The following is a 19,810-nucleotide window of genomic DNA, read 5'->3' on the forward strand; positions in this document are numbered from 1 at the left end:
CGACAGGTCGCCCTTCGCCACCGCCGTGGAGACCTGCGAGATGTTCCGCACCTGCGCGGTCAGGTTGGCGGCGAGCTGGTTGACATTTTCGGTCAGGTCGCGCCACGTGCCGGAGACGCCACGCACCTGGGCCTGCCCACCCAGCCGGCCCTCGGTGCCCACCTCGCGGGCCACCCGGGTCACCTCGTCGGCGAACGACGACAACTGGTCCACCATGGTGTTCACGGTGTCCTTGAGCTCGAGGATCTCGCCCTGCGCGGCCACCGTGATCTTCTGCGACAGGTCGCCCTTGGCCACCGCCGTGGAGACCTGCGCGATGTTGCGCACCTGACTGGTCAGGTTCGACGCCATCGAGTTCACCGAGTCGGTGAGGTCCTTCCAGGTGCCGGCCACGTTCGGCACCTCGGCCTGGCCGCCCAGCTTGCCCTCGGTGCCCACCTCGCGGGCCACCCGGGTCACCTGCTCGGCGAAGAGCCGCAGGGTGTCGGTCAGGCCGTTCATGGTGTCGGACAGCTCGGCGACCTCGCCGCGGGCCGACACGGTGATCTTCTGGGACAGGTCGCCGCGGGCCATCGCGGTCGCCACCTGGGAGATCGAGCGCACCTGGTGGGTCAGGTTCGACGCCATCAGGTTCACCGAGTCGGTGAGGTCCTTCCAGGTGCCGGCCACGCCCCGGACGTCGGCCTGGCCACCCAGCTCACCCTCGGTGCCCACCTCGCGGGCCACCCGGGTCACCTCGTCGGCGAACGAGGACAGCTGGTCCACCATCGTGTTCACCGTGCGGCCGATCCGGAGGAATTCACCCCGCAGGGGCCGGCCGTCCATTTCCAGCGCCATGTGCTGAGAAAGGTCGCCTTCCGCCACCGCGCCGACCACCCGGGAGATCTCGGTGGTGGGCCGGCCCAGATCGTCGATCAGCGAGTTGATCGAACGGACGCTGTCCGCCCACGAGCCGTCCAGGCCCTCCTCGTCGAGCCGCTCGGTGAGACGGCCGTCGCGGCCGACGATCCGGCTGATCCGGCGGAGGTCGAGATTCTGCCGTTCCTGCAGCGAGATGACCTCGTTGAAGGCCTCCGCCACCGAACCGGCCAGACCGCCGCGACGGGGCAGCCGAACCTTCAGATCGCCGCGCCGAACCCGGCGTAGCGCCTCCGCGAGCTCGCTGAGCAGAACCGTCTCGTCGGGCCCGCCGACGCTGGCTTCCTTGGCCGCAGTCATGCTGTCCTCACTCGCTGTTCAACTGCCGGGTTACCTATCCTCTCTCGCCCGACCGGGTCAATGCGAGAGACGACTTTGTGCATACACCCGCTCAAGGGAGAGGATGCATGCTGTGCCAGCCGAGGTCGGAACCAGGACGAGCATCCCCGCGGGAGCGTCATCCGGCACCCTTGTCCGCCGTGCCCGCCTTCCCAACGACCGGCGCACCCCGGCAGCGGCGCGTGCGCTGGTCCGCTCGGTGCTGGAGGAAGCCGGCCTGGACGGCCTGCTCAACGAGGCCCTCCTGCTGACCACCGAACTCTCCACCAACGCGGTGGTGCACGCTAACACCGACCTGGACATCGAGGTGACCGCCGACCCGAGCGGGCTGACCGTGACGGTCACCGACTTCGCGCCCGGGCCGGTCGAGCAGCTCGCCGTCGGGCCGAAGAACGAGAGCCCGGACATCGGCGAGGTGGCCGAGCGCGGCCGTGGCCTGCTGCTCGTCGACCACTTCGCCAGCCGGTGGGGCACCGTGCACGAGGGCGACGGCAAGGGCGTCTGGTTCCACCTCGACCACCGCCACCCGGACGGCACCGGCCAGGGCCGGATCCCGACCGCGACGGACGCACCCAGCCTCGGCGCGCTGACCGGGCTGCTGCGCAGCGGCTCCGACCGGCAGACCGACGAGGGCCTCGCCGAGCTGGCCGCCGACCTGCTCTCCCGGCTGGCCCGGCTGACCGGCGCGGCCGGCGGCGTCGTACGGGTGGACCGCGGCGACGGCATGGGCCGGCAGCTGCTCGCCCGGTACGGCCGCGCTCCCCGGGACAACGCGGACACCATCCGGGTCCCCCTGACCGTGCACCGGCCGTACTCCGGTGAGCTGGAGCTGGACGCCGCCCCGGTGGGATACGCCCAGGCCCTCACCGTCATGGTCGCCGAACGGTTCTCGCTGCACCTGGAGAACGACCGGTTGCGCCGCGCCGACGTCCGCCGGCAGACCTGGATCACGTTCCTGGCCGAGGCCAGCGAGCTGCTCGCACAGTCCCTCGACGTCAACCTCACGATGGCGCTGATCCCGCAGCTGGTGGTGCCCCGGCTGGGCCAGTGGTGCGCGGTGCACACCACCGACGCCTGGGGCCGGTTGCAGCTCTCCGCGGCCACCCATGCCGACGAGTCCACACTCGCCCAGCTGCACGCCACGCTCGCCGAGACCGGCCCGGAGTCGATCCTGGCCCGGCTGGAGGAGGCGTCCCGGCTCGGCACCCAGGTGATGTTCGGCGCCCCGCTGGAGGGCTTCGCGGTGCCGCTGGTGGCCCGGGGCGCCCGGCTCGGCACGCTCGCGGTCGGCCGGCACGCCAAGCACCGGCACGACGCCGACGAGGTGGCCGTGCTCGAGGACGTGGCCCGGCGGGCCGCGCTGGCGATCGACAACGCCCGGATCCACGACGAGCGGCGTACCGTCGCGCGCACCCTGCAGGCCTCGCTGCTGCCGCCGGCCCTGCCGCACGTCGAGGGGATCGGCTTCGCCGCCGAGTACGTGCCGACCGGCTCCGAGGTGGGCGGCGACTTCTACGACGTGATGCCGTTCGGCGACAACCGCTGGCTGGTGGTGGTCGGCGACGTCTCCGGCAAGGGTGTGCAGGCGGCCACGGTGACCGGCCTGGTCCGGGACGTGATCCGGATCCTGGTCGACGACGGCAAGTCACTCAGCGAGATCCTGCACCGGGTCAACCGCACGCTGGTGCAGCGCGGCGGCGGGCGGTACTGCACGCTCGCGATGGCCTCGGTGGTCCGGCGGCTGGACCAGACCCTCGGCGTCTGCCTGCACCTGGCCGGGCACGACCGGGCGGTGCTGGTCCGGGCGGACGGCACGACCACGTACGTCGGCGAGGGCGGCACCGCGCTCGGTCTGCTGGAGACGATCTCCTCACCGGACGCCGAGATCACGCTCCGGCCCGGCGACTCGCTGATCTTCTACACCGACGGGGTTACCGAGCGGCGCCGTGGCCGGGAGCTGTTCGGCTCGAGCCGGCTGCGGGACGCGGCCGCGCCGCTCGCCGGATACCCCGCCGACGCGATGGCCGCCAGGCTGCGCTCCACGACGATCAACTTCTCGGTCGAGGAGCCCCGCGACGACATCGCGATCCTGGTGCTGCGCAACGACGCCTGAATCCGTCGTACCCATTAGATCTGCCCTTTTTGTCGGGCCGATCGTGGCATGGTGTTGGCATGGCGAAGACGCAGTATTACACCGCCACCAGCATCGACGGCTTCATCGCCGACGAGCGCAACTCGCTGGATTGGCTCTTCGAGGTGGACGAGGGAACGCAGAACCCGTTCGGCGAGTTCTTCTCCGGCGTCGGAGCGTTCGCCATGGGCGCGACCACCTACGAGTGGGTGCTGGAGAACGACAACCTGCTGGAAGAACCGCAGAACTGGCACGACATGTACGGCGACGTGCCGTGCTGGGTCTTCACCCACCGTGACCTGCCGCCGGTGCCGGACGCCAACGTCTTCATGATCAGTGGGGACGTCCGCCGGGTGCACGAGGCGATGCTCGTCGCCGCACAGGGCAAGAACGTCTGGCTGGCCGGCGGTGGCGACCTGGTCGCCCAGTTCGCCGCCGAGGGACTGCTCGACGAGATCATCCTGGGCATCGCGCCGGCCGTGCTGGGCAGCGGCACCCCGCTGCTGAAGCACCGGCTGCGGGTGGACGAGATGATCCTGACCGGGGTGCGCGAGGTCGGCCAGTTCGCCTACCTGACGTACGCGGTCGGCGACGTCGCCCGGCTGGGCCGCCACCTGGCGGCCGAGACCGTGACCCTGCTCCCCGCGCCGTACTGACCCGTCCGCCGGTTCAGCCGGCGGGCCGGCGCCAGGACGCCCAGGCGGACGCGACCGCGTCCTCGACCGTGCGCCGCGCGCGGAAGCCCATCCGCTCGGCCCGGCCGACGTCCGCGATCACCGCCGCGGCGTCACCGGGCCGCCGTTCGCCGGTACGGAACGGCAGCTCGGCACCGGCCACCCGCCCGGCGATCCGGACGATGTCGAGCACCGACGTCGGCCGGCCGCTGCCGATGTTCACCGCCTGACGCGACGGCTGCCACGACCGGCCGCCGAGAAGAGCGACCCCCCGCAGGTACGCCCGGGCCACGTCCTCGACGTGCACGTAGTCGCGCACCGCGCTGCCGTCCGGCGTGGGGTAGTCACCGCCCCGCACGACGAGCTCCGTCCCGTCGGTGAGCGCCCGGAACACCGCCGGCAGCAGGCTGGCCGCCCCGGTGTCCGCCGCGTACGGATGCGTCCCGGCCCCGATCACGTTGAACTGCCGCAGCGCCAGCGACCGCAGCCGCTCGTCGCCGTGCTCCGCGATCAGCCGCTCCCCCTCGTCCTTGGTCACGCCGTACGGGTTGACCGGCCGCCGCGGCTGCCCCTCCACGACCGGTGTCCGCCCGGTGTCGCCGTAGACCGCCGCGGACGACGCGAACAGCAACCGCCCCACCCCGGCCCGGGCCATCGCGGTGAGCAGGTTCCCGGTCCCCTCGACGTTGTGCGACCGGTACGGGGCGTCCTCCAGCGCGGTCTTGCGCGCCGCGAGGTGCACGACGCCAGCCGCCGGATGCTGCTCGAACAGCTTGTCCAGCTCATCCGGGTCGGTGACCGAGCCCTTGACCACGGGTACGTCGGGCGGCAGCCGGTCGGGGCGCCCGGTGGAGAGGTCGTCGAAGACCACCACGTGGTGCCGGCGACTCAACAGGTGCACGACGTGCCCGCCGATGAAACCGGCGCCACCGGTCACGATCCAGGTCAACGTCGGTCCTCATCCGGATGGCGGCGCCAGCTGCTTCACCAGGACGAGACACGGTTCCTGCACGCGTACCGTGTTGCCGTCCTCGAGCACATGTTCACGGAACGTGGCCAGATGCCGGTCCCGCCACGCGGTGAAGGATAAGTCCTCGTAGAGCCGGATGGCCCGGTGGTTGTCGGGATGTACGCCCAGGGCGACCCGTCCGTGTCCGAGCGCGCGAAGCCGGTCCTCGGCCTCGGCGAGCAGCCGGCGGGCGACACCGGAACGCTGATGCCGTTCCATCACGCGCAGGTGCTGGAGCAGCGGGACGCCGGGCAGCCCGTCGCGCAGTTCCGGCTCCTCGGGCGGCGCGAACCGGAGGAAGAGGTGCCCGGCGAGACCCTCGCCGACCAGGGCCAGCAGCAGGATGCCCCGGCGGTGGTGGAGATGGTCGAGCAGGTGGTGCCGGTCGTACCGGTCCTCGATGAGTTTGCGGACGTCCTCGTCCGAGGCCGCACGTATCGACACGTCGTCCATCACCGCTGGGCCTCCCCCGGCTCGCCTTCGGTGATCGTGCCGCTACTGGGCGCTGCTGTCGACTCGGGACGACAGCAGCGCGGGCTCGTCAGCGGTTCAGCAGGCCGATGACGACCACCGTGGCGCCGAGCCCTCCGGTGATCAGGAAGGCCGCCGTCAGCGGCAGCCGGGCGGCCACGGTGACCACCCGGACGATGGTGAAGGTGACGCTGAGGACGAGCCAGGCGACGACGAGCACGGCGGCCAGGGCGGCCAGCGCCACCAGGGCGGCCGACAGCTCCTGCGCGTATGCGCCGTCGACGGCGGAGGGGATGACTTCGGCGAGGGTCGGGACGGTCGCGTGCATGGGAACCCCCTGCATGTCGGTCTTCGACTGTTCCACCTGTAGTGCATTTAATTGAACTGTAGATTGCTGGAGTTCAGCCGAGCAATGAGTAGAGGAAACTAGAAGATTCATTCACGCCGATCACGGATCAGGCACGTGTCGTTGCGCCTGCCACGCGGTTCCACCTGCGACTGCTAGGGTGCAGAGCGCCAGCTGGCGATGGGCGATACGGCTCGTCGGGTGTAGTACAGTGAAATTTCCTGGAGGTGCCGGAGTGTCCGCTGTGGCCGACCCCGGTCGGGTTCTCGCCAAGCGATTGCGTGAGCTGCGCAAGTCGTGGTGGCCAGATGTCTCGATCACCCAGGCGGAGCTGGCCGAGGCGATCAGCGGGCGGAAGAAGGCGAGTCTCCAGCTCGTCTCGTCCTGGGAGCGCGTCGCCGACCCCACCGCTCCTCCCGAGGATCGGCTCAACGCCATCCTGACCTTCTTCAGCAGCCGCCGTTCGATCGAGCGGCGGCCGTACCGGCTGGTCAGTGAGGGCGACCTGACGCCGGAGGAGGCGGCGACCCGGGCCCTGCTGCGGGACGAGCTGTTCGCGCTGCGGGCCGCGGCGCTCGCCCCGGACGAGGCGGCGGCGACCACCGACGTGCCGGGCCGGCCGAGCATCGTGGGCCGCGGGCCGTGGCACTACAAGGTGGGGCCCGTGGTGATCGTCTGCGCCGAGCCGGGCACCGAGGCGCCGCCGGCCACCCTCGACCCGGACCGCTCGAAGCTCTCCCGGCTGGCCGACCTCGACTCGCTGTTCGAGCTGCACGGGCACCTGCGCGCGGTCAACCCCGACCTCGAGGTGCGCTACGTCGGCGCCCGCGACATGCAGGAGGACGACTGGACCGCCCACCTGGTGCTGCTCGGCGGGATCGACTGGAACGACGCGACCCAGGACGCCATGCGGCTGACCCCGATCCCGGTCACCCAGCACTCGGACGACGACGACCCGAGCCGCGGCTGCTTCCGAGTCGTTAGTCGGGGCGAGACGCACTCCTTCCCGCCGGAGTTCGACAACCGCGGAGGTGCCCGGGTGCTGGTTCAGGACGTGGGACATTTCTTCCGGGCGCCGAACCCGATGAACCGCGAGCGGACCCTGACCGTATGCAACGGAATGTACGGCAGTGGGGTTTACGGAGCGGTTCGCACGCTGACCCATGACGTCTTCCGGGAGAAGAACGCCGAGCACCTCGCGCAGACCTTCACCGGGGACGCCTTCAGCCTGCTCTTCCGCGTCCAGGTGCTGAACGGCGTCGCCGCCACCCCGGACTGGACCGCGCCGGGCACGCTCCTGCACACCTGGCCGGAGGTGGACGAGCGTTGAGCCCGGGGTCCCTCGTCGACGCCCGCGAGCTGCACCACGGCTCGCACGCCGGCCTGCTGCAGGACGAGGAGCTGCCGACCGGCGCACCCGCCGGGCTGGACGCGATCATCGTGCCGACCGCCTGGCCGGTCGACGCGCTGCGGCACGTCATGCAGGTCGGCACGGCGATCGGCTGCCCGGTGGTCGCGCTCTGCAGCCGGGACGCCTCCGCCGAGCGGGCCCGCAAGCTCGCCGAGCACGAGGAGGCCGCGGTCCTGGCGGTCGACGTGGACCAGCCCCTGGCCCGCAAACTCCCGGCGTTCGCCACCGACCGGCGGTTGCGGGAGGCCGGGTTCGGCAGCACCAGCGACCTCAGCCTGAAGCGGAACCTCGGGCTCGTCCTGGCCCGCGGCTCGGGCTGGCAGCGGGTGCTGTTCCTGGACGACGACATCCACATCGACGACCCGCAGCACCTGCACCGGGCGGCCGGGCTCGTCGACAACTACCGGGCGGTCGGGCTGGCCAACCACGGGTACGCGGACAACTCCGTGGTCTGCCACGCCTACCGCGAGGTCGGTGGCGCGCAGAGCACGTTCATCGGCGGTGGCGCGATGATCGTCGACACGTTCCGCACCCGGTCGTTCTACCCCAACATCTACAACGAGGACTGGTTCTTCCTGCTCGGCGACGGCATCCCGTTCCGGGCGGCGCGCGCCGGCGCGATGCGGCAGCGCACCTACGACCCGTTCGCCAACCCGGGCCGCGCGGCCGCCGAGGAGCTCGGCGACACCCTTGCCGAAGGCTTGTTCTGGCTGCTGGAGACGGGTTCGCCGGACGCCGTGGCGGAGAGCGCTTACTGGGGTGACGCGCTGTATCGGCGGCGCCGGTTCATCGACCTGGTCATCGACCTGGTCGGCGACGGCCCGGAGGGTGAGCGGATGCGCCGCGCGCTGGTCGCCGCGCGGGGCCGCAGCGCGGCGATCACCCACCGGCTGTGCCAGAGCTTCGTGGAGCTGTGGCAGGCCGACCTGGCACGCTGGCGCGCCTACCTGGACGAGGTGCCGGTCAGCTCCAGCCCGGAGAAGTTCCTGCACGAGGTCGCGATGACCGACCACGTGCACACCTCGACGGCGTTCCGGGATCGCTGAGGCCCTTTCCGGTACGGGCGGCTGCCGCCCGTACCGGAAGAAGACCGTGCGTCAGACGCCTGCCGCGCCCACCGTGTCGAGGATCCAGGCCAGCACGAAGGCCTCTTCCCTCCACGAGTCGTAGCGGCCGCTCGGGCCGGCGTGCCCGGCGCCCATCTCGGTCTTGAGCAGGAACTGCCCGTCCGGAACTGTCGCGCGCAGCCGGGCCACCCACTTGGCCGGCTCGTGGTACATCACCCGGGTGTCGTTGAGGCTGGTCACTGCCAAGATCTTGGAGTACGGCAGCTTGGCGACGTTCTCGTACGGGCTGTACGCCTTCATGTACGCGTAGACCTCGGCCGACTCGAGCGGGTTGCCCCACTCCTCCCACTCGGTGACGGTGAGCGGCAGCGACGGGTCGAGGATCGAGGTCAGCGGGTCGACGAACGGAACCTCGGCGACGATACCGGCGAACGCCTCCGGTGCCAGGTTCGCGATCGCGCCCATCAGCAGGCCACCGGCCGAACCACCGCGGGCCACCAGCCGGTCGGCGGCGGTCCAGCGGTTGCGGACCAGCGCCTCGGCGCAGGCCACGAAGTCGGTGAAGGTGTTCTTCTTGGCCAGCATCTTGCCGTCCTCATACCACCGGCGGCCCATCTCGCCGCCGCCGCGGACGTGCGCGATCGCGTAGACCACGCCGCGGTCCAGCAGCGAGAGGCGGGCGATGGAGAAATACGGGTCGATGCTGTGCTCGTAGGAGCCGTAGCCGTAGATCACGGCCGGTGCCGAGCCGTCCCGGACCACACCCTTGCGCGTGACGATCGAGATCGGCACCCGGGTGCCGTCCGGCGCCGTGGCCCACTCGCGGAACTGCTCGTAGTCGGCCGGGTCATAACCACCGAGCACCGGCTTCTGCTTGCGCAGGGTCATCGACCGGGTCACCAGGTCGACGTCGAAGACCGACTCCGGGGTGACCAGCGAGGTGTAGCCGATCCGGACGGTGGCCGTGTCATATTCCGGGTTGCCGCTCAGGCCGACGCTGTAGAGCGGCTCGGGGAAGTCCATGTCGTACGTGTCGGTGCTGCCGTCGCACATCACCCGCAGACCGGTCAGGCCGTCCTTGCGCAGGGAGATCACGATGTGCCGGGCGAACGCGTCGACCGACTCGAGGCGGGTACCGGGCTGGTGCGCGATCAGCTCGACCCACTCGCCTGGGGCGTCGACCGACGTGTAGGCGACCGCGAAGTCCTCGGCGTCCCGGTTGTGCAGGATCAGGAAGCGGTGACCGTGGTGCTCGATCTGGTATTCCACGCCCTGCTGCCGCTCGGCGACGAGCACCGGCTCGGCGTCCGGGGTGTCGGCCGGGATGATCCGTACCTCAGAAGTGATCTTGCTTTGGGCGTCGATCACGATGAACTTCTCGCTGCGGGTGAGCTCGACGCCGACCCAGAAACGCTCGTCCGCCTCCCGGTAGACGACCACGTCGTCGCCGACCGGCGCGCCGACCACGTGCCGGTGCACCGTGTCGGGGCGCCAGGCCTCGTCGACGGTGATGTAGAACAGCACGCGGCCGTCACCCGACCAGGCGCTGCCGTAGAACGTGTCCGGGATCTCATCGGCGAGCACCTCGCCGGTGCGCAGATCCTTGACCCGCAGCGTGAAGCGCTCGTCACCGGAAAAATCGGTGGAATAGGCCAGCCAGTTGCCGTCCGGCGAGATGTCGAACGTGCCGAGCGAGAAGAACTCCTTGCCCTCGGCCAGCACATTGCCGTCGAGCAGCACCTCCTCGCCGGCGCGCTGCTCGTCGACCGGCGGGGCGGTCTCACCGGGACGGACCGGCACGCGGCACTGGATGCCGTACTGCTTGCCCTCCTCGGTGCGGGTGTAATACCAATACCCGCCCTTGCGGCCCGGGACCGACAGGTCGGTCTCCTGGGTGCGGTCCTTGATCTCCTGGAAGGCCTTCTCCCGCAGGCCGGCCAGGTGCGCCGTGGCCGTATCGGTCCAGGCGTTCTCCGCCTCCAGATAGGCGACCGTCGCCGGGTCCTCTTTGTTCATCAGCCAGGCGTACTCATCGGTGACCGTGTCGCCGTGGTGAGTGCGTTCGGACGGGGCCTGGTGGGCCGTCGGCGGGCCGGCGGGCGTTTCGATCGTCACCCCGAACACGTTACCGGCTTGCACACCCCGCACCTCGCCGATTAGAACATGTGTACGATATGCCAGAGTGGACGATCTTCAGGGATCTCGATCTGCGCTCCGGTCTGGTGGGGAGGCTTCGGACGTGACTGATTCCCTTCTCGATGCGCTCGTGGACATCTGCGGCCCCGGTTTCGCGCGCCTCGCGCGGTCGGTGGACCGGGTGGGCGGGCATCGAGCCGGCTATGTGGCGGTGCCCGCCACCGGCCGTGCCGCGGCCGCCGTGCTGCGGCTCGCGGCCGACCGCGGGCTCAGCGTCCGGCCGCGCGGTTCCGGCAGCAAGATCGACTGGGGCACGCCTCCGTCGGTGCTGGACCTGGTCATCGACACCGGCCGGCTGAACGGGATGTGGAACCACCACGGCACGACCGCCGTGGTGGCGGCCGGCACCCCGGTCTCCGCCGTGCAGGCCGCGCTCGCCCTGCGCGGCAAACGCCTGGCGGTCGACCCGCCGTCACCCGGCGCCACCGTCGGCGGGATGCTCGCGGTCAACGAGGCCGGCCCGCTCGCGCACCGCTTCGGCAGCCCCGCCGAGCAGGTCGAGAGCGTGACGTACGCGGAGGCCACCGGCGCCGAGACCGAGTCCGACGGCGAGGACGGCCGCCCCGGGATCGCCGAGATCGACGGCGTGCTCACCGCGGCGCTGCTGCGGCTGCACCCGCTGCCCGAGGCCCGCCGCTGGCTGGGCCACCCGGTGACCACCCCGGCCGCGGTGGCCGACCTGGTCGAGCAGGCCGTGATCCAGCGCCTGCAGCCGAGCGCGATCGAGGTCGACCTGCCCGGCGCCGGCCACGGCACGGTGGCCGTGCTGCTGGAGGGCGACACCGAGTCGGTGGCCACCCGGGCCGAGAAGCTGGCCCAGGTCTGGGGCGCCGAGGTGGTCCTGGCGCAGGAGGGCCCGCCCTGGTGGGGGCGGTACCCGTTCGGCCCGGCCGACGTCGCGCTGCGGATCTCGGTGCGCCCGGACGGGTTGCAGGCGGTGGCGTACGCGTTGCGCGACCTCTGCGGCACCCCGGTGACCCTGCGCGGCTCGGCCGCCATGGGCACCGTGCACGCGGTCCTGCCGGCCGGGCTGGCCGCGCGCCGGGTGTCCGAGATCGTCATGGGGCTGGATCAGGTGCTGCTCGCCCGGGACGGCAAGGTCGTGGTGGTCTCCGCGCCGCCCGCGCTGGCCACGCAGCTCCGCATGGCCGAGCCGCGTGACCTCTTCTGATCAGCCTCGGCAGCTCAGCCGACCCTTCGTCCGGCCGGTGATCAGCCGACCTTTCGCCTGGCCGGTGATCAGCCGACCCGGAGCTCCTCGAGGTCGGTGCTGGAGCGCAGCACCAGCATGCCGGCGCCGGCCGGGCCAAGCTGGCCGGCGGCTACAAGTCGTTCACCCGGATCGTCGGCGTACCTCTTCTAAGGGACAGGCGAGGCTGCGGCGTGCCCTAGGCGGTACGCCGCAGCGCGACCACCGCGATGTCGTCGGCCTGCTCGCGTGAGCCGGCCAGGCTGGTCAGCAGACGGCTGCAGAAGGCGTCCAGGTCCGGCCCGACCTCGGCCGCGCAGGCGGCCAGCGCGCGCAACCCCTCGTCGATGTCGACGTCCCGCCGCTCGATCAGCCCGTCGGTGTAGAGCACCAGGGTGCCGCCGGGCGGCAGCTCCAGCTCCAGCTCGGCGCGCTTGGGCGCGTCCAGGCCGAGCAGGACACCGCGCGGCGACAGGAAACTCACCTCGCCGTCGACGTGCAGCAGCGGCGGCAGGTGACCGGCCGAGGCCATCCGGATCCGGCCGGTCGCCGGGTCCAGGGTGAACAGGCAGAGCGTGGCCGAATCGGCGGGCAGCACGGTCCGCATGAACCGGTTCGCCAGTTCCAGCACCGCGCCCGGCGGGTGGCCCTCCACCGCGTAGGCCCGGACCGCGTGCCGCAGCTCGGCCATCACCGTGGCGGCGTGCAGCGAGTGCCCGGCCACGTCACCGATCGCCACCAGCAGCTTGCCGTCCAGCACGGTCAGCTCGTAGAAGTCGCCGCCCACCTCGGTCTGCGCGCCGGCCGGCTCGTACCGCACGGCCAGCTCGATGCCGGGCACGTCGGGCAGCTTCGACTGCAGCAGGCTGCGCTGCAGGGTGACCGCGATCCGGTGTTCCTCGTCGAACGAGCGCTGCGCCTCCACGGCGGCCGCGACCGCCTGGGAGAGCTGCCGCAACACCGGGAAGCCCGGGGTCTGCGAGCTGCCCGAGACCGCGACGTACACCGGCGGGCGGTCGATCCGCAGCCGGGCCGCGGCGACCGCGACCGATTCCCCGTTCGGCCAGGCGACCACGTTCCAGTCCGCTACGTCATCGGTACGAACCAGTGAGCCCACCGCGACGTTGTGCCCGGGAACAGTCCATTTCCGTACGGCAGGGGGCGACCCCGCCGCGGCCAGGCTCTCGCCCTCGGACGTCTCGGCCACCACCACGACCGGCCCGCCGAAGATCGCCGTCGCACCCGCCGCGGCCGCCTCCAGCAGAGCCGGCAGCGTCGACGCCGAGTTGATCGCCAGCGTGGTCTCGGCCAGCCGGACCATCCGCTCGGCGAGCAGCTCGGCCCGCTGCCGCGCCCGGTAGTACCGCAGCACCGCCTGCGCGGTCGCGATCAGCTCGTCCGGCTCGATCGGCTCGACCAGGTACGCGTCCGCGCCACGGTTCAGTCCCTGTGCCCGGTCGGCCACGTCGACCGCGTGCGCGGACACGTGGATCACCGGCAGTGCGCCGTACCGTTTATCGCCCTTGATCCGCTCGCAGACCTCGAAACCGCTCATGTCCGGCAGCCTGACGTCCAGGACGACCAGGTCGGCCTCGATGTTGTCCTCGGCCAGCTTGCGCAGCGCCTCGCCGCCGGTCTCCGCCTCGACGATGGTGAAACCGGCCCGGGTGAGCCAGCTGACCAGCAGGTAGCGCTTGGTCGCGCTGTCGTCGACGACGAGGACCGTGGCCGGGGTCATGAAGCGGGCTCGCTCGTCTTGTCGGTGGCGCTCTCGTCGGCGGCCGGAAGCTGAAGGGTGAACGTGCTGCCGGTGCCGGGGGTGGAGGCGACCCGCAGCCCGCCACCCAGGATTCCGGCCAGCCGGCGGGCGTAGGGCAGGCCCAGGCCGGTGCCCCGGCCGCTCACCGACATGCTGCCGGGCACCTGATAGAACTCCTCGAAGATGCGTTCGTGCAGCTCAGAGGGGATACCGGTGCCGGTGTCGGCGACCACGAACTCGACGTCGGCGCCGATCGGGCGCACGCTCAGCCGCACCGAGCCGGACTCGGTGAACTTGAGCGCGTTGGTCAGCAGGTTGCGCAGCACCTGGGCGAGCAGCACCTCGTCCGAGCGCAGGGTGGGCACCGTCGGCTCGTCCACCACGAACTCCACCTCGGGCCGGGTGGCAAGCGGGCGCAGCGTGCCGCGGAGCTGGCCGAACATCGCCTTGAGGTCGACCTCGGACCAGGTCGGCTCGAGCCGCCCGGCCTCCGCCTTGGCCAGGTCGAGCAGCCCGTTGACCAGGCTCAGCAGATCGCTGGCCGAGGTACGGATCAGGTCCACCTGCCGCTGCTGGTCGGCGGTGAGCTCGTCCGACGAGGAGTCGGTCATCAACCGGCCCAGCCCGATGATCGCGGTGACCGGGGCGCGCAGCTCGTGACTCACGTTGGCCAGGAACCGGCTCTTCGCCTCACTGGCCGCCCGCAGCTGCACCGACTTCTCGTCCAGCTCGGCGTAGAGGGCGACCACCCCCCGGTTCGTCTCCTCCAGCTCGTCGGAGAGCTGGTGGTAGAGCGCCATCACGCCGCGGTTGGTCTCCTCCAGCTCGGCGTTCAGCCGGGCCAGGTCGTCGCGCTGTGCGCGCACCTCGTCCAGGGCGGCGATCAGCTGCTGGTTCTGCACCGCCAGCTCGTCGAGCGGGGTGCCGGGAACATGCTGCGCCAGTGCGGCCCGTATCTCGTCCATCTTGGTCGAGGTCAGGACCGGCGCCCCGGAAGGGAGGCGCCGTGCCATCCGTACCGTTGTGCCGATGCCACCATCGTCGACCTCCATCGTGTCGACCAGGCGGCCGACCAGCTGCAGCTGTTCGGCAAGGCGGGATGACCCGCCCGCCGCCGAATGTGCCATTGTCACCTGGAGCGCTGGTACCCCGTACGACTCAACCCTGAACGTCACGTCGGTGTCCGCCCCGACGGCGAGCAGCACCCGGCAGACCTCGCTCAGCGCGGTCGCCACCCTGGTCTGGTCCTGTGACTCGAGCCCGACCGCGCGAGCCACCTCCCGGCCGAGCTGCCGGACCGCGAAGATGTCCTGCTCGACTCGCAGGCTCATCCGTGCCAGGGGCTCGGACCTGTTCATATCAGCCGGGCCACGAGAACGCCGGCGTCGTCCCGCCGGGTCCCGGCGTCGCGCAGCACGGTGGCCGCGATCAACTCGGGCGACCGGGTCAGCAGGCCCGGGTACTCGGCCGGCTTCCAGCGGTCCACCACACCGTCGCTGTGCATCAGCACGATCGCGCCCTCGGGCAGCGGGTACTCGAACTGCCGGATCTGCCGGCGCTGGTGCCCGGCGATCCCGGGCATCGAGACCATGCCGCGGCGGGAGCCGTCCGGGCTGAAGACCGTGCCGGTGATGTTGCCCAGGCCCGCGTAGCGGACCACGCGGGCCACCGGGTCGAGCTCGGCGACGGCAAGCGCGGCGCCGCGGGTGTGCCCGATCGTACGATGCAAGGCCTCGACCACCGCGGACGGTGACCCGGCCGGGGTCTGCCGGAAGACCCGCACCGCCTCGTGCGAAGCGGCCGCGGCCAGTCCGCCGTGCCCGAGCCCGTCGCTGACCAGCAGCTGATGGCGGCCGTCGACCTCGCGGCTGGCGAAGGCGTCGCCGCACACCGTCTCACCGGCCATCGGCCGGGTCAGCCCGGCCGCCCAGGCCGGCGGCGGCGCGGCCAGCGGCCACACCTGCACGGTCAGAACCGTCCCCTTGCCGGGCAGCGAGTACAGATCCCAGCGGCTGGCCTGACGCAGTATCGCGCCGAGCCCGATGCCCAGGGTGCCGGCCGTGGAGTGCCCGTCGCCGATCGCGTGCTGCACGTCGGCCATCCCGGGCCCGCTGTCGATCGCGATCAGCTCGACACCGGCCTGCTCCGGGGTACGGATCGTGCGGACCAGCATCACACCCTGCTGGGCGTGCTTGACCAGGTTGCCGGCCGCCTCGGCGGCGACGATCGACAACTCCGCGATACGCCGCTCCGGCATGGCCAGATCAGCGGCGAGGCGTTCGGCTGTGCGGCGCACCGCCGAAGCCGTCCCGGCGGCTTCCACCCGGAACCAGACCCCCTCATCGAGAAGGCCTTCGGGTACGACAGCCACCGTTTCTCCGCTCATCGACACCATTTGGTCACAGTGATGGTCGTACCTTCGCCTGGCGCGGTCTCGATGACGAACTCGTCGACCAGCCGGCGGGCGCCGCTCAGGCCCAGGCCCAGGCCACCGCCGGTGGTGTACCCGTCGGTCAGGGCCAGGTCCAGGTCGACAATGCCCGGGCCCTGGTCGGCGAAAACAATCCGGATACCGGCCCGGATCTCGTTGCGGACCCGGCTCACCTCGACGTAACCACCACCGCCGTAGACCAGGGTGTTCCGGGCCAGCTCACTGGCCGCGGTAACCAGCTTGGTCTGGTCGACGAGGGAGAGCTTGGCCTCCACCGAGACGGTGCGCACCAGCTGCCGCACCCGGACCACGTCCTGGTCCGAGGCGACCGGAACCTGCCGGCTCTCCTCGCTCACGGCGCGAGTACCGCTGCCGAATCGGCCTCATCCTCGTCGTCGTCGAATTCCACGTCCAGGTGTGGCCGGCTGAGTGCCAGCATCTCGATGCCGAGTTCCACGTTGAGCGCGGTACGGATGCCGGGCAGCGACAGCCCCAGCTCGACCAGGGTGATCGCCACCGCCGGGCGCATGCCGACCACCACGGTCTCGGCGTCCAGCACCCGGGAGACCGAGGCGATGGTGGCGAGCGTGCGGCCGACGAACGAGTCGACGATGTCCAGCGCGCTGATGTCGATGATCACACCGTGGCAACCGGTGGTCACGATGCGATCGGCGAGGTCCTCCTGGAGCTGGAGGGCGACCTGGTCCTCCATGTCGATCTGGATCGAGACCAGGAGGATGTCGCCGATCTTCAGGACCGGGACACGTTCCACGTCAGCGCTCCGTCCGCTTGGCCGCGACCACCTTGTAGCTCTTCTGGCCGAGAACGTAGCGCAGCGCGTCGGCCAGCGAGGCCTTCGTCGCGATATCGCCGAACTCGATGCCGAGCGCCACGATCGTCTGGGCGATCTGCGGCCGGATCCCGGAGATGATGCAGTCGGCGCCCATCAGGCGGGCGGCCACCACGGTCTTCAGGATGTGCTGGGCCACCTGGGTGTCCACCGCCGGCACGCCGGTGATGTCGATGATCGCGTACGGCGAGCCGGTGTCGACGAGGGTCTGCAGCAGCCGCTCCATCACCACCTGGGCGCGAGCCGAGTCGAGCGTGCCGACCAGCGGAACGGCCACCACGCCGTCCCAGAGCTTGACCACCGGGGTGGACAGCTCGAGCAGCTGCTCGGTCTGGTCGGCGATCAGGGACTCGCGGACCCGGACATAGCTGTCGAAGGTGAACAGCGCAGCCCGGTCGATGAACGCGGAGAAGGAGACGAAGGCACGCAGGGTGTTGATGTCGTCGGTGTCACCGAGCACGTCGAGGACGGCGTCCTTCAGCGCGAAGACGCTGATCGCCGTCTCGTTGGCCGAGAACCCCTGCCGGGCGCGATGACTCGACAGCTCGCTCAGCTGAGCCCGCAACTCGGCGGCCTCCTCGTCTTTCAGATCTCGGGCGCCAGCAGCAAGCGCCTGCTGGAACCCCTTCTGCAGGTCTCGGGTCTGCCGCTCCAGCTCCGGCCGACTCATCCGCCCCTGCAAACCGGCGCCGACCAGCTCCGCCCAGCGGGCGACCAGCCCGTCGGCGTGCTCTTTGAGCAGGTCCGAAAAGCGACCCGACTCATCCGGACTCAGCGCCACCGCTGCCTCCCCCAACCACACGACCTGTCCGCAACGGGCGGACTTTACCATCAGCATGTCCGTTAATTGCTGTAGACCAACAAACGGACGAGGTCAAGCCCTTCGTCCTACAGCGCGCGTCCCCTCGGTACTTGGAGTACCGTTCAGCAATAACTGGAGGTATCCCCGAATGTCCTTGACGGTACAGACCGAACAGCGCGGCGACATGGTCGTCGTGTCGGTAGCCGGCGAACTTGATATGGCCACCGCCCCCCAACTGCAGGACCAGATCAGCGACCTGTTGGAGAAGGGCCGGAGCCGGCTCGTCTTCGACCTGGCCGAGGTGTCGTTCTGTGACTCCACGGGGCTGTCCGTTTTTGTCCGGGCGAAGAACAGCACCGACGACGCCGGCGGCACGGTCCGGCTGGCCGCCCCACAGCGGGGTGTGCTGCGCATCCTCGAGGTGAGCGGCTTGGTCGAGGTGCTGCACACCTACCCGACGGTCGACGAGGCCGTCAGCGCCGAAGAACCCGCGCTCGACTGACTCCTGACGTTCGCTGGATGGACCGGTCGGCGTAGTTTGTCGCCGACCGGCATCGGGCACCCGTTGCCGAATTGACCCTCGGTTTTCAGGAGTGCTCGTGGGAAAGATGTTCCAAGGCTTCAAAGACTTCATCATGCGCGGCAACGTCATCGACCTGGCCGTCGGTGTGGTCATCGGTGCCGCATTCACCACCGTCGTGACGACTCTGACCAACGGCTTCCTGAAGCCGCTGATCCAGCTGGTCACCGGTGGCAGCGGCGTCACGGCCGGCACTTTCAAGGTCCGTGGCGTGCCCTTCGACTACGCCAGCTTCATAAACGCGATCATCACCTTCCTGTTGACCGCCGCGGTGCTCTACTTCCTGGTCGTCTTCCCGCTGAACAAGCTGGCTGAGCGCCGCAAGCGCGGCCAGGAGCCGGAGTCGAAGGCACCGAGCGACGAGGTCCGCCTGCTCACCGAGATCCGCGACGCCCTGATGGCACAGGCCGGCACCCCGGCGCAGGGCCAGGTGTACGGCAGCGCGGTGGACGAGGTTCTCCAGCGCCGCCAGGAGCCCCCGCGCTGACATACCGCGAAAAAGATCAGCCCTCCCGGCACTGTTCGAACACATGTTCGATACAGTGCCGGGATGGAGCAGCGTAAGCACTGGTGGAACGGCAAATGGGGCCGCCTGGCCCGCAAGGATGTCTACCTGCGCACCAGCGGTGATCAGTGGTATGTCGAGCAGCGCGCCGGCGGCACCGACGGCTCCTCGCACTTCTTCGAGTACGACAGCGAGGACGCCGCGATCGACATGGTCCGCGCCCTGCTGAACGGGCCGGACGACTGGCGCGAGCTGTCCGTCCGCCCGCCCACCCGCTGAGCGGTCAGGCCGCCCAGCGCTTCTCCCCGCTGGGCTCGTGCCGAGCGGTCAGGCCGCCCGGTGCTTCTCCTCACCGGGCTCGTGCTGAGCAGTGAGCGGACCGGCCGGCGGGACCAGCCGCAGCCCCGGCAGCCACGGGGCCGGCGCCTCCTCCGGCACTGCCGCCCCGTCGAAACGCCACCCGGCGCCGACCCGTGACCCGGGCGGCCGCACCGGCCCGCCGGCGCCCCGGGACAACGCCACCACCAGCAGATATCCGACGATCACGAAGCCGTGACCGACAAGCCTGGTGACGTCCACCCGCCCGCCGGTGAGATCGTTGAACGAGAGCAGCAGCAGCATCCCGACAAACGCGGTCAGCATCGGCAGCAGCCCGACCGGCCGGGTCCGCCGCAGCGCGAGGAAGAGGTAACCCGCGCCGACCGCGGCATTCCACGCGGCCGACTCGTTCCACAGGTGCCCGGGCGCGGTGGACGGGCCCAGGTGCACGTGCCCGGCCGCGGACGCGCCACCGATCTGCGCCAGCCCCAGGATGATCTGAACCGCGCCGACCAGGGCGAGCGCGACGTACAGGATCGCCGCCACCGGCAGGCGCCGCCACCAGGGCGCCGGGGCCTGCGCCGGCAACGCGGCCAGGATGGCCGCACTGAGATCCGGCACGTCCGGCACCATTCCGGTACGTGTCAGCCGGTTCACCGCCGCGGCCCGGTCCAGCCACTCCCGGCACCCGGCGCAGCCGGCCAGGTGTTCGTCGACCAGCGGCCGCAGGACCGGATCGTCCTCACCGTCCAACTGCGCCGACAGCATCTCGCGCCACCGTTCACACGCCATGACTCCATAGTCGCGCGGAACC

Annotated in this window: 20 protein-coding genes; 8 read left to right on the forward strand and 12 right to left on the reverse strand. The window is 70.8% G+C overall.

Annotation, left to right across the window (positions count from 1 at the left end):
* On the reverse strand, positions 1-1,218 hold a 1,218-nt coding region (locus Apa02nite_RS49365; protein WP_203831350.1), incomplete at its 3' end, for a HAMP domain-containing protein.
* 103 nt (positions 1,219-1,321) lie between these two features.
* On the opposite strand from Apa02nite_RS49365, the gene Apa02nite_RS49370 reads away from it, so the two are divergent.
* A complete protein-coding gene (locus Apa02nite_RS49370; protein ID WP_239165118.1) occupies positions 1,322-3,370 on the forward strand; it encodes a SpoIIE family protein phosphatase in 2,049 nt (682 codons plus the stop codon).
* A gap of 59 nt (positions 3,371-3,429) precedes the next feature.
* Positions 3,430-4,044: a dihydrofolate reductase family protein gene (locus Apa02nite_RS49375; RefSeq protein WP_067687704.1), complete on the forward strand. Its 615-nt coding sequence runs from the start codon at positions 3,430-3,432 to the stop codon at positions 4,042-4,044.
* A 13-nt stretch (positions 4,045-4,057) separates the two neighbouring features.
* Here Apa02nite_RS49375 and Apa02nite_RS49380 read toward each other — a convergent pair whose 3' ends face one another.
* The 3 genes from Apa02nite_RS49380 to Apa02nite_RS49390 all read right to left on the reverse strand — a co-directional run bounded on the left by Apa02nite_RS49380 (position 4,058) and on the right by Apa02nite_RS49390 (position 5,870).
* The gene (locus Apa02nite_RS49380; protein WP_203831352.1) at positions 4,058-5,011 is read right to left on the reverse strand and encodes an NAD-dependent epimerase/dehydratase family protein; all 954 of its coding nucleotides are present in this window, start codon (positions 5,009-5,011) and stop codon (positions 4,058-4,060) included.
* Positions 5,012-5,020: 9 nt separating this feature from the next.
* On the reverse strand, positions 5,021-5,524 hold the full coding sequence (locus Apa02nite_RS49385; protein WP_239165121.1) for a GNAT family N-acetyltransferase: 504 nt from the start codon (positions 5,522-5,524) through the stop codon (positions 5,021-5,023).
* A gap of 88 nt (positions 5,525-5,612) precedes the next feature.
* The gene (locus Apa02nite_RS49390) at positions 5,613-5,870 is read right to left on the reverse strand and encodes a hypothetical protein (RefSeq protein WP_203831354.1); all 258 of its coding nucleotides are present in this window, start codon (positions 5,868-5,870) and stop codon (positions 5,613-5,615) included.
* A gap of 253 nt (positions 5,871-6,123) precedes the next feature.
* Here Apa02nite_RS49390 and Apa02nite_RS49395 point away from each other — a divergent pair, with 253 nt between their 5' ends.
* Both Apa02nite_RS49395 and Apa02nite_RS49400 read left to right on the forward strand, forming a co-directional pair.
* Complete coding sequence (locus tag Apa02nite_RS49395; RefSeq protein ID WP_239165119.1) at positions 6,124-7,218, forward strand: XRE family transcriptional regulator; 1,095 nt, start codon at positions 6,124-6,126, stop codon at positions 7,216-7,218.
* Positions 7,215-8,345 (forward strand): hypothetical protein, encoded by a 1,131-nt coding sequence (locus Apa02nite_RS49400; protein WP_203831355.1) that lies wholly within the window; start codon positions 7,215-7,217, stop codon positions 8,343-8,345. Before Apa02nite_RS49395 ends, Apa02nite_RS49400 begins: the two co-directional genes overlap by 4 nt.
* Before the next feature lie 51 nt (positions 8,346-8,396).
* Here Apa02nite_RS49400 and Apa02nite_RS49405 read toward each other — a convergent pair whose 3' ends face one another.
* The gene (locus tag Apa02nite_RS49405; RefSeq protein ID WP_203831356.1) at positions 8,397-10,481 is read right to left on the reverse strand and encodes a S9 family peptidase; all 2,085 of its coding nucleotides are present in this window, start codon (positions 10,479-10,481) and stop codon (positions 8,397-8,399) included.
* Between the two features lie 124 nt (positions 10,482-10,605).
* On the opposite strand from Apa02nite_RS49405, the gene Apa02nite_RS49410 reads away from it, so the two are divergent.
* Complete coding sequence (locus tag Apa02nite_RS49410) at positions 10,606-11,733, forward strand: FAD-binding oxidoreductase (RefSeq protein WP_203831357.1); 1,128 nt, start codon at positions 10,606-10,608, stop codon at positions 11,731-11,733.
* A gap of 217 nt (positions 11,734-11,950) precedes the next feature.
* On the opposite strand, the gene Apa02nite_RS49415 is transcribed toward Apa02nite_RS49410, so the two are convergent.
* From Apa02nite_RS49415 to Apa02nite_RS49440, 6 genes are read right to left on the reverse strand one after another with little or no spacing between them, the layout of a single operon-like run.
* On the reverse strand, positions 11,951-13,489 hold the full coding sequence (locus tag Apa02nite_RS49415) for a fused response regulator/phosphatase (protein ID WP_203831358.1): 1,539 nt from the start codon (positions 13,487-13,489) through the stop codon (positions 11,951-11,953).
* On the reverse strand, positions 13,486-14,868 hold the full coding sequence (locus tag Apa02nite_RS49420) for a sensor histidine kinase (RefSeq protein ID WP_203831359.1): 1,383 nt from the start codon (positions 14,866-14,868) through the stop codon (positions 13,486-13,488). Before Apa02nite_RS49420 ends, Apa02nite_RS49415 begins: the two co-directional genes overlap by 4 nt.
* On the reverse strand, positions 14,865-15,905 hold the full coding sequence (locus Apa02nite_RS49425; protein WP_373873111.1) for a SpoIIE family protein phosphatase: 1,041 nt from the start codon (positions 15,903-15,905) through the stop codon (positions 14,865-14,867). Before Apa02nite_RS49425 ends, Apa02nite_RS49420 begins: the two co-directional genes overlap by 4 nt.
* On the reverse strand, positions 15,893-16,297 hold the full coding sequence (locus tag Apa02nite_RS49430; RefSeq protein WP_067687674.1) for an ATP-binding protein: 405 nt from the start codon (positions 16,295-16,297) through the stop codon (positions 15,893-15,895). The genes Apa02nite_RS49425 and Apa02nite_RS49430 overlap by 13 nt, the downstream gene beginning before the upstream one ends.
* Entirely contained in the window at positions 16,294-16,713 is a 420-nt protein-coding gene (locus Apa02nite_RS49435) for an STAS domain-containing protein (protein WP_203831361.1), read from the reverse strand. Before Apa02nite_RS49435 ends, Apa02nite_RS49430 begins: the two co-directional genes overlap by 4 nt.
* 1 nt (position 16,714) lies before the next feature.
* Positions 16,715-17,572, reverse strand: coding sequence for an STAS domain-containing protein (locus Apa02nite_RS49440; RefSeq protein ID WP_203831362.1), 858 nt, complete (start codon positions 17,570-17,572; stop codon positions 16,715-16,717).
* 169 nt (positions 17,573-17,741) lie between these two features.
* Between Apa02nite_RS49440 and Apa02nite_RS49445 the strand changes: the two genes are divergently transcribed.
* From Apa02nite_RS49445 to Apa02nite_RS49455, 3 genes are all read left to right on the forward strand, one after another.
* Complete coding sequence (locus Apa02nite_RS49445; protein ID WP_067687668.1) at positions 17,742-18,095, forward strand: STAS domain-containing protein; 354 nt, start codon at positions 17,742-17,744, stop codon at positions 18,093-18,095.
* Between the two features lie 106 nt (positions 18,096-18,201).
* Positions 18,202-18,660 carry a large conductance mechanosensitive channel protein MscL gene (gene mscL / locus Apa02nite_RS49450; protein WP_203831374.1) on the forward strand — a complete coding sequence of 153 codons (459 nt, stop codon included), beginning with the start codon at positions 18,202-18,204 and terminating at the stop codon, positions 18,658-18,660.
* 63 nt (positions 18,661-18,723) lie between these two features.
* Positions 18,724-18,957 (forward strand): hypothetical protein, encoded by a 234-nt coding sequence (locus Apa02nite_RS49455; RefSeq protein ID WP_067687666.1) that lies wholly within the window; start codon positions 18,724-18,726, stop codon positions 18,955-18,957.
* Positions 18,958-19,005: 48 nt separating this feature from the next.
* Here Apa02nite_RS49455 and Apa02nite_RS49460 read toward each other — a convergent pair whose 3' ends face one another.
* Positions 19,006-19,788, reverse strand: coding sequence for a zf-HC2 domain-containing protein (locus Apa02nite_RS49460; protein WP_203831363.1), 783 nt, complete (start codon positions 19,786-19,788; stop codon positions 19,006-19,008).
* Positions 19,789-19,810: the final 22 nt, after the last annotated feature.

It is taken from the genome of Actinoplanes palleronii, assembly GCF_016862315.1.
GTDB classification, from domain to species: domain Bacteria; phylum Actinomycetota; class Actinomycetes; order Mycobacteriales; family Micromonosporaceae; genus Actinoplanes; species Actinoplanes palleronii.